15 protein-coding genes are annotated in these 13,598 nt (G+C 69.3%); 10 read left to right on the forward strand and 5 right to left on the reverse strand.

The features are described 5' to 3' along the window. Positions 1–11: 11 nt before the first annotated feature. Positions 12–851, reverse strand: coding sequence for a DUF3097 domain-containing protein (locus ABS642_RS05995; protein WP_350352608.1), 840 nt, complete (start codon positions 849–851; stop codon positions 12–14). Positions 852–973: 122 nt separating this feature from the next. Between ABS642_RS05995 and ABS642_RS06000 the strand changes: the two genes are divergently transcribed. The 4 genes from ABS642_RS06000 (at position 974) to ABS642_RS06015 (ending at position 5,144) form a co-directional block, all read left to right on the forward strand. Further along, the gene (locus ABS642_RS06000) at positions 974–3,037 is read left to right on the forward strand and encodes a TPM domain-containing protein (protein ID WP_350352609.1); all 2,064 of its coding nucleotides are present in this window, start codon (positions 974–976) and stop codon (positions 3,035–3,037) included. A gap of 58 nt (positions 3,038–3,095) precedes the next feature. Next, positions 3,096–3,836: a PspA/IM30 family protein gene (locus ABS642_RS06005; RefSeq protein WP_282213785.1), complete on the forward strand. Its 741-nt coding sequence runs from the start codon at positions 3,096–3,098 to the stop codon at positions 3,834–3,836. Positions 3,837–3,906: 70 nt separating this feature from the next. Further along, positions 3,907–4,710 (forward strand): arginase family protein, encoded by an 804-nt coding sequence (locus ABS642_RS06010; RefSeq protein WP_350352610.1) that lies wholly within the window; start codon positions 3,907–3,909, stop codon positions 4,708–4,710. Next, positions 4,707–5,144: a Fe-S oxidoreductase gene (locus ABS642_RS06015; protein ID WP_282213787.1), complete on the forward strand. Its 438-nt coding sequence runs from the start codon at positions 4,707–4,709 to the stop codon at positions 5,142–5,144. The genes ABS642_RS06010 and ABS642_RS06015 overlap by 4 nt, the downstream gene beginning before the upstream one ends. 4 nt (positions 5,145–5,148) lie before the next feature. On the opposite strand, the gene ABS642_RS06020 is transcribed toward ABS642_RS06015, so the two are convergent. Genes ABS642_RS06020 through ABS642_RS06030 form a run of 3 tightly spaced genes read right to left on the reverse strand, consistent with a single transcriptional unit; the run spans position 5,149 to position 6,836 of the window. Further along, positions 5,149–5,619, reverse strand: coding sequence for an SIP domain-containing protein (locus tag ABS642_RS06020; protein ID WP_350352611.1), 471 nt, complete (start codon positions 5,617–5,619; stop codon positions 5,149–5,151). A 33-nt stretch (positions 5,620–5,652) separates the two neighbouring features. Continuing rightward, on the reverse strand, positions 5,653–6,363 hold the full coding sequence (locus ABS642_RS06025) for a tyrosine-protein phosphatase (RefSeq protein WP_350352612.1): 711 nt from the start codon (positions 6,361–6,363) through the stop codon (positions 5,653–5,655). Then, a complete protein-coding gene (locus tag ABS642_RS06030; RefSeq protein ID WP_282213790.1) occupies positions 6,360–6,836 on the reverse strand; it encodes a carboxymuconolactone decarboxylase family protein in 477 nt (158 codons plus the stop codon). The genes ABS642_RS06025 and ABS642_RS06030 overlap by 4 nt, the downstream gene beginning before the upstream one ends. A gap of 286 nt (positions 6,837–7,122) precedes the next feature. Between ABS642_RS06030 and ABS642_RS06035 the strand changes: the two genes are divergently transcribed. The 6 genes from ABS642_RS06035 (at position 7,123) to ABS642_RS06060 (ending at position 12,964) form a co-directional block, all read left to right on the forward strand. After that, a complete protein-coding gene (locus tag ABS642_RS06035; RefSeq protein ID WP_350352613.1) occupies positions 7,123–7,944 on the forward strand; it encodes an alpha/beta hydrolase in 822 nt (273 codons plus the stop codon). Positions 7,945–8,037: 93 nt separating this feature from the next. After that, positions 8,038–9,558 (forward strand): ABC transporter substrate-binding protein, encoded by a 1,521-nt coding sequence (locus tag ABS642_RS06040; protein ID WP_282213792.1) that lies wholly within the window; start codon positions 8,038–8,040, stop codon positions 9,556–9,558. Between the two features lie 16 nt (positions 9,559–9,574). Continuing rightward, positions 9,575–10,525 (forward strand): ABC transporter permease, encoded by a 951-nt coding sequence (locus ABS642_RS06045; RefSeq protein ID WP_282213793.1) that lies wholly within the window; start codon positions 9,575–9,577, stop codon positions 10,523–10,525. Continuing rightward, positions 10,522–11,391 (forward strand): ABC transporter permease, encoded by an 870-nt coding sequence (locus tag ABS642_RS06050; RefSeq protein WP_350352614.1) that lies wholly within the window; start codon positions 10,522–10,524, stop codon positions 11,389–11,391. Before ABS642_RS06045 ends, ABS642_RS06050 begins: the two co-directional genes overlap by 4 nt. Next, positions 11,388–12,179 (forward strand): ABC transporter ATP-binding protein, encoded by a 792-nt coding sequence (locus ABS642_RS06055; protein WP_350352615.1) that lies wholly within the window; start codon positions 11,388–11,390, stop codon positions 12,177–12,179. Before ABS642_RS06050 ends, ABS642_RS06055 begins: the two co-directional genes overlap by 4 nt. After that, the gene (locus ABS642_RS06060) at positions 12,176–12,964 is read left to right on the forward strand and encodes an ATP-binding cassette domain-containing protein (RefSeq protein ID WP_350352616.1); all 789 of its coding nucleotides are present in this window, start codon (positions 12,176–12,178) and stop codon (positions 12,962–12,964) included. Before ABS642_RS06055 ends, ABS642_RS06060 begins: the two co-directional genes overlap by 4 nt. A gap of 15 nt (positions 12,965–12,979) precedes the next feature. On the opposite strand, the gene ABS642_RS06065 is transcribed toward ABS642_RS06060, so the two are convergent. Next, positions 12,980–13,594, reverse strand: coding sequence for an N-acetyltransferase family protein (locus ABS642_RS06065; protein ID WP_350352617.1), 615 nt, complete (start codon positions 13,592–13,594; stop codon positions 12,980–12,982). Between the last annotated feature and the right edge of the window lie 4 nt (positions 13,595–13,598).

Raw genomic sequence — 13,598 nt, forward strand, 5'->3', positions numbered from 1 at the left:
GGCGGAGAGGCTCACTCCGCCGGCGCGGTCACGAAGTCGATGAGCTCCTCGACGCGGCCCAGCAGCGCGGGCTCCAGATCGCGGTAGGTCGTGACCTTCGAGAGGATGTGCTGCCAGGCTCGCCCGGTGTCCCCCTGGGTCTCGTACGGCCAGCCGAACGCCCGGCAGATGCCGGTCTTCCAGTCGGTGCCGCGCGGGATCTCCGGCCATTTCGCGATCCCGAGTGCGCGCGGCGTCACGCACTGCCACACGTCGACGAAGGGGTGGCCGACGATGCGGAGGTGACGGCCGTGCGGACCGCGGGCCACGGCGTCCGCGATGCGGGACTCCTTCGATCCGGGCACGAGGTGGTCGACGAGCACGCCGTAGCGGCGGCTCGCACTCGGCGGTTCGGCGGCGAGCATTTCGTCGAGCAGATCGACGCCCTGCAGGAACTCGACGACCACGCCTTCGACGCGCAGGTCGGCTCCCCAGACCTTCTCGACGAGCTCCGCGTCGTGCTTGCCCTCGACGAGGATGCGGCTGGGCAGGGCGACGCGCGCGCGCTGATCACCCACGACGAAGGATCCGGATGCCGTGCGCCGCGGCCCCTGCTCCTTCGCGGCGGGAACGACCAGTCGCACCGGTGCGCCGTCGATGAGGAACCCTCCGCCGAGCGGGAACAGGCGCTTGCGGCCGAGGCGGTCCTCGAGCTCGACGTTGCCGCCCTGCACACGGGTCACGGCACCGCAGTAGCCGTCGTCCGCGACCTCGACCACGAGGTCGGTCTCGGCCGGCACCTGGGGCACCTTCTTCACCCCGCGCTCGCGCCAGCCTGCCGACAGCACATCCGATCCGTACCTGTCATCCATGCCTTCCAGCGTATGTGTCTCCGCTGATGGCGAACGGAGATCAGGCATCGAGTGCTGTCGCGTGTCGGCCTCTGTGCATAGACTCGTGCCATGGGGCTCGGCTGCCGGTCGGAGGGAAAAGCATGACGAAACGGTGGCTCACGCTGGCCGCGCTGACCGTGGCCGCCGTCGCAGGGGCGTTCTCCGCCTCCGCGGCATCCGCCACCGATCCGCTCACGCTCGACTCCGGGTACGTCACCGACGACGCCGGGGTGCTGAGCTCCGCGGAAGAGGAGACCGTCGAGGCCCGCCTGACGGAGTTGAGCGCGAACTCGAACGCCGACCTCTTCGTCGTCCTCGTCGATGACTTCTCCTCCCCCTCCGACAACGCCGAGTGGGCGGACACCGTCGCGCAGAGCAACAACCTCGGCTCCGAGCAGTACCTTCTCGCGATCGCCGTGGAGGGCCGAAGCTACTACATCTCGGCCGCACCCGACGGCCCGCTGAGCGACGCCAAGCTCGACGACGTCGAGAACAAGATGGTCCCGCTCGCCTCGCAGAACGACTGGGTCGGCGCGATCACGCTCGCGGCCGACGAGATCCAGGGCGACGGCGGCGCCGGCGCTCTGCGGGTGGCGCTGATCATCGGAGCCGTCGTCGCCGCGGGCCTGCTCCTCTGGCTCGTCATCGCGCTCGTCCGCCGCTCCCGGCGGAACGCGGAGGTGCGGCGGCGCGGCGCGATGCCCGAGACGCCCGACCCGAACGATCCGTTCTCCACGCTCACCGACGAGCAGGTCGAGACCCAGGCGGGGATCGCGCTCGTGCAGGCCGACGATGCGATCACCTCGAGCAAGGAAGAGCTCGGATTCGCCGTCGCGCAGTTCGGCGAGGGCGCCACGGCCGAGTTCACGCACGCCGTCGAAGCGGCGAAGGCGAAGATGTCCGAGGCGTTCGATCTCAAGCAGAAGCTCGACGACGAGATCGAGGACACGGTCCAGGACCGTCGGGCATGGCACATCCGCATCATTCAGATCTCCGATGAGATCGGCGATGTCCTCGAAGAGAACACCGAGGCGTTCGACGAACTGCGCAAGCTCGAGCAGAACGCCCCCCAGGAGCTGGAGAGGGTCCGCGGCGAGCGGGCCGCGCTGGCGCCGGTTCTGGCCGCAGCCGCTCCCGCTCTGGCGACGCTGTCGGCCTCGTACGATCCCGCAGCCCTCAGCACCGTGTCGGACAACCCCGCTCACGCGCAGGAGCGCGCCACCCTCGCGGATCGGTCGATCGAGGCCGCCGCCCAGGCGATCGCGGCGGGGCGACCCGGCGAAGCGGCGTTCGCGATCCGCACCGCCGAGCAGTCGGTCGCGCAGTCGGCGCAGCTCGCGCAGGCCATCACGGCACTCGGGCAGGAGCTCGCGACGATCGAGACCCAGGCGCAGGCGCTGATCGCCGACCTGCAGGGCGACCTCACCGCCGCCCCGCAGCTTCCGGACGCCGACGGCTCGATCGCCGCAGCCGCATCCGCGACGGCCCAGCATCTTCAGTTGGCGCAGACGCAGCTCGCCGGCGCGACCCGTAATCCTCAGGCCGCGCTCGAGACGCTGACGGCCGCGAACACGCAGATCGACGCCGCTCTCGCGCACGGTCGGGAGACCGTGGAACGCGGCCGCCGGGTGCAGCAGGTTCTCGATCAGACGCTGACCCAGGCGAACTCCGAGATCCGTGCGACGCGCGAGTTCATCGAGACCCGCCGTGGCACGGTCGGTTCCACCGCACGCACGCGCCTCGCCGCTGCCGAGGCCAGCCTGACGCAGGCGCAGAATCTGCGTGCGACGGATGCCGACGCAGCGCTGGCCGAGGCCAACCGGGCGGTCGAACTCGTGCGGCAGGCGACCTACGCCGCCCAGTCCGACGTGCAGTCCTACAATTCCCCCGCCTCCACGGACGACAGCTGGGGAGGCGGGCTGTTCGGCGGTTCCGGCTCGTCCGGCGGCTCCGGACTCGGGGGCGACATCCTCGGCGGCATTATCGGCGGTCTCCTCTCCGGAGGCGGCGGAGGCGGAAGCTCCTCGCGCAGCAGCAGCTGGCGATCCGGTGGAGGCGGCGGCTACCGCAGCTCCGGCTTCGGCGGCGGCTCCCGCAGCAGCTCACGGAGCAGCTCCCGCAGCAGCAGCGGCCGCAGTGGACGATCCGGAGGTAGGCGCTTCTGATCCGCACATCGACACTCATCGACAGTTCACGAATCCGTCCCTCTGAAAGGAACCACGCATGACCAAGCAGTCCATCTTCGGACGTATCTCGACCCTCGTCCGCGCGAACATCAACTCGCTCCTCGACTCTGCGGAAGACCCGCAGAAGATGATCGACCAGCTCGTTCGCGACTACACGAACAGCATCGCCGACGCCGAGTCCGCGATCGCCGAGACCATCGGCAACCTGCGCCTGCTCGAGCGCGACCACGAGGAAGACGTCCAGGCCGCCACCGAGTGGGGCAACAAGGCCCTCGCCGCCAGCCGCAAGGCCGACGAGATGCGCGCGACGAACTCGACGGATGCCGACAAGTTCGACAACCTCGCGAAGATCGCACTGCAGCGCCAGATCAGCGCCGAGCGCGAGGCCACCGGTGCCGAGCCGCAGATCGCCGCCCAGACCGAGATCGTCGACAAGCTCAAGAGCGGCCTCAACGGCATGAAGGACAAGCTCGGCGAACTCAAGAACAAGCGCAGCGAGCTGCTCGCCCGCGCCAAGGTCGCCGAGGCGCAGACCAAGGTGCAGGATGCCGTCGGTTCGATCAACGTCCTCGACCCCACGAGCGAGCTGGGGCGCTTCGAAGACAAGGTCCGCCGCCAGGAGGCCATCGCTCAGGGCAAGATCGAGCTCGCGGCCTCCAGCCTCGACGCGCAGTTCGAGAGCCTGGAAGACCTCGGCGAGCTGACCGAGGTCGAGGCCCGCCTCGCCGAGCTCAAGGCCGGCGGCGCCGCTCCCCGCCAGGCCATCGAAGGCTCCTGACACACCCCGCTGATGCCCCGGACACCACCAGAGTCCGGGGCATCGGCGCTTTCTCCCCCGGAGGCAACCCATGGTGCGATTCCTGGTCGTTCCGCAGTGGCAGGGCTCGCCCGCACCGCGTGCGATGCTCCTCGTCGACGGCGCCTCCGCGATCGCCGGCGACCTTCCGCGCGCAGCCACGACCGTGCTCGACGCGCCCGTCGAGGCCGGTGAGTCGCTGGGCACGGGCGTCCGTCGCCTGAGCGCGCTGCTGCGCACCCGCGAACTGCTGCGCGAGCACCTGCAGGAGGACACGATCATCATCGGCGGCGACTGCAGCGTCACCGTCGCCGCTCTCGCCGCGATACCGGGTGGGACGGACGACGTCGCCGTGGTGTGGTGCGACGCCCACGGCGACCTCCACACGCCGGAGACCTCGCCATCCGGAGCCTTCGCCGGGATGGCGCTGCGCGCCGTGCTGGGTCAGGGCGAGGAGCAGATCGTGCTCTCCCCCGGCATCTCTCGCGATCGCGTCATCACCGTCGGCATGCGCGATGTCGACGACGCCGAGATCGACCAGCTCGACACGCTCACGCAGCTCTCGGTCGACGACCTCGATCGCACGGATGCGCTGGCCGAGGCCGTCCGCGCCACGGGAGCCTCCCGCGTGTGGGTGCACATCGACGTCGACGTGCTCGATCCCTCCGACCTCGCCGGGGTGTCGTCCGCCGCCCCGTTCGGAGCCTCCCCCGCCGCGCTCAGCGCGGCGATCCGTCGGCTGCGGGAGCAGGTCCCGCTCGCCGGCGCCACGATCGCCGGTTTCGCTCCTCGCTCGCCGGCGGATGCGGTCGACGATCTCGGCGCTCTTCTCCGACTCGTCGGGGCTGTCGCGTGAGCGGCGACTGGCGACCGAAGGCCGAGGCTGCGCTCGCCCGCGGGCGACGATTCGATCGCCGCATCCCCGCCTTCCTGCTCCGGTCGCCGATCAGCCGCGCCGGCTACTGGTGGGGCACGGCGGTGGGCTGGCTCTGGGGCTCCCTGTGGAGCACGGGCCCTGTGGAGCGCCGCGCGGGTCTCTGGATCTTCCAGGGCATGCCGAAATGGACGTTCAACCGCGGCGGTGTCTGCGTCGGCGGGTGCTTCCTGACCGGGGATACGCGTCCGACCGACGCTGTACTCCGTCACGAGGCGGTGCACAAGGAGCAGTGGCTGCGCTACGGCTTCCTGATGCCACTGCTCTACCTGTTCGCCGGACGCGATCCTCTGCGCAACCGCTTCGAGATCGAGGCGGGCCTGGAGGACGGCAACTACGTGCGACGCGGGCGCTGAGGGATCAGCGGTCGGCGGGCAGCAGCCCGAAACGCTCGGGAGCGTGGATGAGCGCCGGCTGGATGTCGAGCGTGTTCGTCAGGTGATCGACGATGTCGGCCGTGCCGAGGTAGCCGCCGAGAAGAGTGACGTTCGTCTGGATCTCGTCGTCGCACATCATCTCGTCCGCCCACGCGCAGGTGGCGCGCGCGAGAGCCTGTCCCGGTGCGCAGGAGCGCCCGGACCCGGGCGTGCCGGACCGCTGTCCGCGGGCGAGCCACGTCACGGTCATGCGTCCGGGAGCCTCGACCACGCCGATGTCGGACGCGTCGGGAACCTCGATGAAGATGCGGCCGGAGGCACACAGCGGAAGGGTGGCCAGGAACATCTCCAGGTCGGCGAGCGAGTGCTCGTCAGCGGTCACCAGGTGGTGTGCACGGCGACGCGCTTCGCGGCGCTGGGCGCGCGTGCTGCGGAGCTCGAGGGAGGTGTTCATGGTGACTCCATCGTACACCAAGTGAAGGCTTGCCTAACCTTCCTCGACCAGTGCCTTCTTCAGCGAGGTCAGCTCGGCATCCGTCATCCCCTTGGCGCGCAGATAACCGGCCGCCGATCCCCAGCGCTCGTCGATCTGCTCCAACAGGTTCCGCATCACCGGCGCCGGTGACTGCGTCGCGAGGGCGACGGCGTGCACGGCCTCCGGATGCTGCGATCGGAGATATTCCGCGATGCGCTGCGATCGCTGTACCGGCAGCTGCGACTCGGTGAGCGCGTAGTCGGCGATCACGGCCTCGCGATCAGCGCCGACCGCGGACAGCGCGAGGGCGACGGTCACGCCGGTGCGGTCCTTGCCCACGGTGCAGTGCACGAGTGTGGGTTCACCCGCCGCGATGATCCGGATGGCTTCCACCAGGCGTTCTCCGCTCTCCTCGAGCAGATGCAGGTAGAGATCATCGAGGCTCGTGTCCGCTTCGAAGAACGAGCGCACGGAGCCGAGGAACAGCGGAAGGTGCGTGGTCTCCGGGCCCTCGATCTCGGTGGGCTCGGCCGCGACCTCTTCTCCGTCGCGCAGGTCGACGATGTGCTGGATGCTGCCCTGCAGCACCGCGGCACCCGCGGACGTCACTCCCGACAGCTGCCCTGATCGCAGCAGAACTCCCGAGCGGATCCGTCCGCCCTCCGCGGGGATCCCCCCGACGTCGCGGACGTTGTTGACGCCGTCGATGTCGAGGATCGTCATGCCTGCGCCTGCGGGGTGCGCGGCGGCACCGGGTAGCGGCCGGCGATGACGATGCGGTTGAAGGCGTTGATGGAGACGCAGGCCCAGCTCAACGCCGCGTACTCCTTCTCGGTGAAGACGCTGCCGACCAGGTCGTAGACCTCGTCGGACACGCCGTCCTCGGAGATGAAGGTGAACGCCTCGGCGAGCTCGAGCGCCGCGCGCTCCCTGTCGCTGAACACGCCGCTCTCCCGCCACACCGGGATCTGGGTGATCGTGTCGGTGTCGAGACCGGCCTTGAGCGCCCGATCGACGTGAAGGCGGGCGCAGTAGCTGCACCCGTTCAGCTGCGAGCAGTGGATCATGACGATCTCCTTGAGCCGATCGTCGATGCCGTTCGCGGCGCAGATGTCGCCGACCGTCCGCGCGAACGCGTCGAGCGCCTGATAAGCCGCCGGCTCGGTCTTGGACAGGTGCACGCGCGTCTCGCTCATGTCTCCATGATATTCGCCGTCGAGGCAGCATGTTCGCGACCGCGCAAGGTCAGCGAAATGCGAAATGATCAACGCGGACATGTCCTGGACGCGAATATGTTCAATAATGTCTCCACATTGCTTGTCATATCGCTCTCCAATTTCCTGCCGCCGAAGACGAGGAGCAGAATATGGACGTGGCGATCGACATCACCGAGTTCAGCTATCTTCCCGCACAGGCCGACGCTCTGGGCGTGCCTCTCCCCCGGTCGAGCGCATCGCGCTCTCCCTCCCGGATGGTCGCACGGTGAGCGCGCTGCGCTTCGGCACTGAGGCGCCACGGGTCACGCTGCTGCACGGTGCCGGGCTGAACGCGCACACCTGGGACACCACCTCGCTGGCCATGCGGCAGCCCCTGCTGGCGATCGACCTCGCCGGACACGGCGACTCCTCCTGGCGGTCCGACGCCGACTACACGCCGCGCACGCTCGCCGTCGATGTCGCCGCGGCTCTCGACGCCTGGACCGAACAGCCCCAGCTCATCGTCGGCCAGTCGCTCGGCGGGCTCACCGGCGCGGCCCTCGCCGCCACCCGACCGGATCTCGTGTCGGCGCTGGTCATCGTCGACATCACCCCCGGCATCGACGTGAGCGCCGGACCGGCCGCGCTGCGCGCGTTCTACGAGGGACACACCGACTTCGCCACCCGCGACGAACTCGTCGACAAGGCGATGTCGCTCGGCTTCGGGGGAACCCGGCCGGAGACCGAACGCGGGGTCTTCCTCAACACTCGTGTCCGCGCCGACGGGCGCATCGAGTGGAAGCATCATTTCGCGCATCTCGTCGCCCAGGCGCTCGCGGCCCACGATCCCGGGTCAGCCGTCGCCCCCTCCGTGCTGCATGAGACCGGCTGGGACGACATGGCGGCCGTCCGCGCACCGATCACCCTGGTGCGCGCCAGCCGCGGGTTCGTCAGCGAACCGGATGCCGCCGAGCTGCGGCGCCGGATGCCGGAGGCGCGAGTGGTCGTCCTCGACGCCACTCACAACGTGCAGGAGACAGCCCCGGCCGCACTCGCCGACCTCATCGCGTCCACCGCAGCGGGCACCCCGACGGGCAGCGGATTGTGACGATTCGTTCCACAACCGCCCCGCATCCCTCCACCCATCTCTAGGCTCGATCCAGCGGCACACAGCAACTGCCGCACCGAGAGGAAACGCCTCATGTTCCGACGCACCCGACGTCTTGCTCTGATCTCCGCCCTCGCGGCGACCGCCGTCATCCTCAGCGCCTGCACCGGCACCCCCGCAGAGACCCCGTCGTCCTCTCCCGGGAAGCCCGACCCGGACGCCACCCTGCACGTCGGTCTGGTCCTCGAGCCGACCAACCTCGACATCCGGCACACCAGCGGCGCCGCCATCGAGCAGATCCTCATCGACAACATCTACGAGGGTCTCGTGACACGCACGCAGGACAACGAGATCGAGGGACGGATCGCCTCCGACTACGAGGTGTCCGCCGACGGACTCACCTACACCTTCACGCTGAACGACGGTGTGCTCTTCCACGATGGCACGCCGCTCACGTCGGCCGACGTCGTCGCCTCCTACGAGACCGTGCGCACCGACACGACGGTGCAGGGCAACGCGGAGTTCGCCTCGGTCGCCTCGATCACCGCCCCCGACGCCACGACCGTCGAGATCGTGCTGTCCGCGCCGAATCAGAACTTCCTGTTCGCGCTCACCGGACCCGCCGGCCTGATCTTCAAGTCCGGCGACACGACAGACCTCAAGACGGCCGAGAACGGCACGGGTCCCTTCACCCTCACGCGCTGGAGCAAGGGCAGCACCATCACGTTCGCGCGGAACGACGACTACTGGGGAGAAGCGGCCGGAGTGGCCGAGGTGGAGTTCCAGTACATCCCCGACTTCACGGCCGGCGTGAACGCCGCGCTCGCAGGCGACGTCGACGTCCTGACGGCGGTCGACCCGAACCTCGCATCGCAGCTCGAGGACTCCGGCGACTTCACGCTCACGAAGGGTCGCACCACCGACAAGGCGACGCTGGCCTTCAACAACAAGAAGGCACCGCTCGACGACGTCCGCGTGCGCGAAGCGCTGCGCCTGGCGATCGACCATGAGGCCCTCATCGAGGCGGTCGGCGCCGGCACCACGCTCTACGGGCCGATCCCGGAGCTCGACCCGGGCTACGAGGACCTCTCCGACGTGATCTCGTACGATCCCGAGAAGGCCAAGGAACTGCTCGCCGAAGCGGGTCAGAAGGACCTGGAGCTGACCCTGACGATCCCGAGCTTCTACGGGACGACCGTGCCGAAGGTCCTGATCTCGGACTTCGCGAAGGTCGGCGTGACGCTGGAGGTCGACTCCGTGGAGTTCCCGGCCTGGCTCGAAGACGTCTACACGAACCACGACTACGACCTCAGCTTCGTGCTCCACGTCGAGCCGCGCGACTTCGGCAACTTCGCGAATCCGGACTACTACTTCGGCTACGACAACGCCGAGGTCCAGGGTCTCTACGAGCAGGCTCAGGCCGAGGTGGATCCCGACAAGTCCGCCGAACTCCTCGCGCAGGCGGCACGCATCGTCTCCGAGGATCACGCCGCGGACTGGCTGTACAACGGCGAGACCCTCACAGCGGTGAGCCCGATCGTCGCCGGGTTCCCCGAGGACTCGATCAACTCGCGCATCAACCTCGCCGGCGTCACCGTCTCCGCCGAGAAGTAGGAGCGGTCGGCCCTCCGTGCTCCGCTACGCGCTCGTCCGAGGGGCCCTGCTGATCGCAGGGCTCCTCGTGTCGAGCGTGCTCATCTTCCTGACGCTGAGAGTCTTCCCCGGCGACGTCGCCCAGCTGATCGCCGGCACCCAGGCCTCCCCCGCCGAGGTCGACGCTCTCCGCGAGTCGCTCGGGCTGAACCGTCCGCTCCTCACGCAGTACACCGACTGGATCGGCGGCATCTTCCGGGGCGACCTCGGCACCTCGCTGCTCTCTGGAGCATCGGTCGGCGAGGAGCTGTTCCTCAAGGCGCAGGTCACCGTCCCTCTCGGGATCATGGCGCTGCTGATCGCGATCCTGATCGCCGTGCCCTTCGGCATCCTCGCCGCACTTCTCCGCGGCCGACGCGGCGGCACCGCGCTCAGCGTCGGCGCGCAGACGCTCGCGGCCGTGCCTGTCGTCTGGGCGGGCATGATGCTCATCGTGGTCTTCTCGGTCTGGCTCGGCTGGCTGCCGCCCCAGGGGTTCCCGCGCACGGGCTGGTCGACGCCGGGTCGCGCCATCGAGGCCCTCCTTCTCCCCGCGCTCACGATCGGGATCGTCGAGGGAGCGATGCTCATGCGCTTCGTCCGCAGCGCCACCCTGCAGGCGGCGGGCCAGGACTTCGTCCGCACAGCCGCGGCGAAGGGCCTGACGCGCACGCGAGCACTGATCCAGCACGGCATCCCCGCCGTCGGCCTGTCGATCATCACGGTGCTGGGACTCCAGGTGGCCGGGATCATCGTGGGATCCGTCGTCATCGAGCAGCTGTTCACGCTCCCCGGCATCGGGCGGATGCTCGTGGCGGACGTCGGCACCCGCGACCTGATCAAGGTGCAGAGCGAGTTGCTCGTGCTGACCGGCTTCGTGCTCGTGATCGGCTTCCTCGTCGACCTGCTGCACCGCGCGATCGACCCCCGACAGCGGGAGGCCGCATGACCCCCCGTTGGCTGTCGCGGCTCTGGGCCACGGCGACGGGCCGCTTCGGACTCATCGTCGTCGCAGTGATCGCCGTCACCGCGCTCGTGTCATCGTTCTGGACGCCGTTCGACCCGCAGTCGTCGAACATCGGCGATCGCTGGCTGCCGCCGAGCTGGCCCCACCTGCTCGGCACCGACGACACCGGCCGCGACATCCTCAGCCTGATCATGGCCGGCTCACGGACGGCCGTCTTCGTCAGCGTCGGCGCCGGCGTGGTGGCCACCGTCATCGGCATCTCCCTCGCGGCGCTCGGCGCCCTCACCGTCCGCTGGGTGCGCGAGACCGTCGCGGTGTTCGTCGACATCCTCATCGCGTTCCCCGTGCTGCTGATCGCCATGATGATCTCCTCGGTCTGGGGTGGCTCCCTCTGGGTCGTCATCTGGGCGGTCGGGATCGGGTTCGGCGTCAACATCGCCCGCGTCACCCGTCCGGAGCTGCGCCGAGTGCAGCAGAGCGACTTCGTCCTCGCAGCCCGTGCTTCCGGCCTCACTCCCCGGCAGAGCCTGACGCGGCACCTGCTGCCGAACGTCGCACCCGTCTTCATCGTGCAGCTCTCCTGGTCGATGGCCGTCGCGGTCCTCGCCGAGGCCGGACTGTCGTACCTCGGCTTCGGCGCATCGGTGGTCGAACCGAGCTGGGGCATCCTGCTGGCCGACCTGCAGCGCTACATCGGCGTCCATCCGCTGTCGGTGATCTGGCCAGGGCTCACGATCACGATCACGGTCCTCGCCCTCAACCTGCTCGGCGACGGCCTGCGCGAGGCGACGGACCCGACGTTGCGCCACCGCGCGGCGGAGCTCCACACCCCGGCGGTGATCGCATGACGCTCGCGGTCGAGAATCTCGTCGTCGAGATCGACGGACGTCGAGTGGTCGACGGCATCTCCTTCGACGTGCCGGACGGCTCCCGTCTCGGGCTGATCGGCGAATCCGGCTCCGGCAAGTCGCTCACCGCCCTCGCGGTGCTCGGGCTCCTCCCCGAAGGCGCCACCGCGAGCGGCAGCATCCGATGGGACGGCACCGAGCTGATCGGCATGCCGGATCGCGAGCTCGCGAAGCTGCGCGGCGACGACATCGGCATCGTCTTCCAGGAACCGAGGACCGCGCTCAATCCGATCCGGACGGTCGGCCGGCAGATCGCGGAGTCCATCCGCATCCACGAAGGGCTCGGTCGCCGCGAGGCTCGAGATCGTGCGATCGCCGAGGCGGAACGCGTCCGCCTGCCCGACCCCGCCTCGATCGTGGATCGCTACCCGCACCAGCTCTCCGGCGGCCAGCGGCAGAGGGTGGCGATCGCGATGGCGCTCGCCTGCCGTCCGCGACTGCTGATCGCCGATGAGCCGACCACTGCGCTCGACGTCACGATCCAATCCGAGATCCTCTCGCTGCTGCTCTCGCTCGTGGCAGAGGAGGGCATGTCGCTCGTCTTCATCACCCACGATCTCGCGGTGCTCGCGCAGGTGGCGACAGAGGGCGTCGTCCTCGAGCACGGACGCGTGGTCGAGGCCGCACCCGTGACCACGCTCCTGACCGCACCGACCTCGCCCGTCACGCAAGCGCTGCTGCGCGACGCCACGGCGACGCTCTGGCGACCGGAAGGAGGTCCGGCATGAGCCTGATCGAAGCGCGCGGGCTGAGCCGGGACTTCGTCGTCCCGAAGCGCTCGACCTTCGAGCGCACCCGCAGACAGACCGCACTCGCGCCGAACGATCTCGATGTCGTCGAGGGATCGTCCGTGGGGATCATCGGCGAGTCCGGCTCCGGCAAGTCCACGCTCGTCCGCCTGCTGCTGGGGCTCGATCGCCCGACGACCGGCACGGTGAGCGTGGGCGGACGGCCCGTGGACGCCACGGCTTCCGCGAAGTCCCTGCACTGGCTGCGCCGAGAGACCGGGCTGGTCTTCCAGGACCCCTACGCCTCGCTGGATCCGCGGATGTCGGCGGGGCAGATCGTGCGCGAGCCGCTGTGGGCGCTCGACATCGAGGGCGACCATCGGGCGAGGGTCCGCGAGGTGCTGGAGCAGGTCGGACTGGAACCCGCGATGGCCGATCGCTACCCGCATGAGTTCTCCGGCGGGCAGCGCCAGCGGATCGCGATCGCCAGGGCCATCGTGCACCGGCCGCGCATCCTGGTCGGAGACGAGCCGCTGTCCGCGCTCGACGTCACGGTGCGCGCGCAGATCCTCGAGCTGCTGATTGAGTTGCGCCGCACGACCGACCTCACCCTGCTGCTCGTGTCGCACGACATCGGAGTCGTGCAGAACCTGTGCGACACGGTCGTCGTGATGAAGGACGGACACGTCGTCGAGCGAGGTTCCACGACGGAGGTGCTCCTGCACCCGCAGCACGACTACACGAAGGCGCTGCTCTCCGCGATCCCGGTGATCCCCGGCTCCTGACCCGTACGATCCGTCTCAGCGCCCGCCGAAGAGGCTTCGGCGTCGCCGTCCGGTCGGCTTGAGCACGCGACGCATGTAGACCGTCCCGAGATCGCGGCCGAACTTGTAGCCGACGCGACCCATGCGTCCCGCCTCGACGAAACCCAGCTTCGCGTGGAGCCGGATCGACGCCTCGGCGCCGCTGTCGCTGATGACGGCGACCATCTCGCGCAGTCCGATCTGCTCGCACGCGTCGATGAGCGCCTGCAGGAGAGCGGCGCCGAGCCCCTTGCCCCCGGCGCCGGGGCCGAGGTAGATCGAGTCCTCCACGGTGTAGCGGTAGGCGTTCTTGCCTGCCCACGGCTGCGCCAGCGCGTAGCCGATCACGACGCCGGCCGGCGAGACGGCCACGAGGAACGGCAGCTGGAGGCGCTCGAGCAGGGCGAACTTGTCCCGCCAGTACGGGATGCTGCTGCGTCGCTCGTCGAGCGTCACCGCGGAGTTGCTCACGAAGTGGTTGTAGATCTCCCGGATGTGCGCGAGATCATTGGCCCGTGCGGGACGGATCGCGTAGGAGAACACCTCTGGTGCCGCCTCCGGGCGCAGATGGCGCGGCAGGACGCGACGACGGTCCCCCGGCTCGAACTGCATGGGT

It is taken from the genome of Microbacterium sp. A8/3-1, assembly GCF_040267695.1.
In the GTDB taxonomy this organism is placed as follows: domain Bacteria; phylum Actinomycetota; class Actinomycetes; order Actinomycetales; family Microbacteriaceae; genus Microbacterium; species Microbacterium luteolum.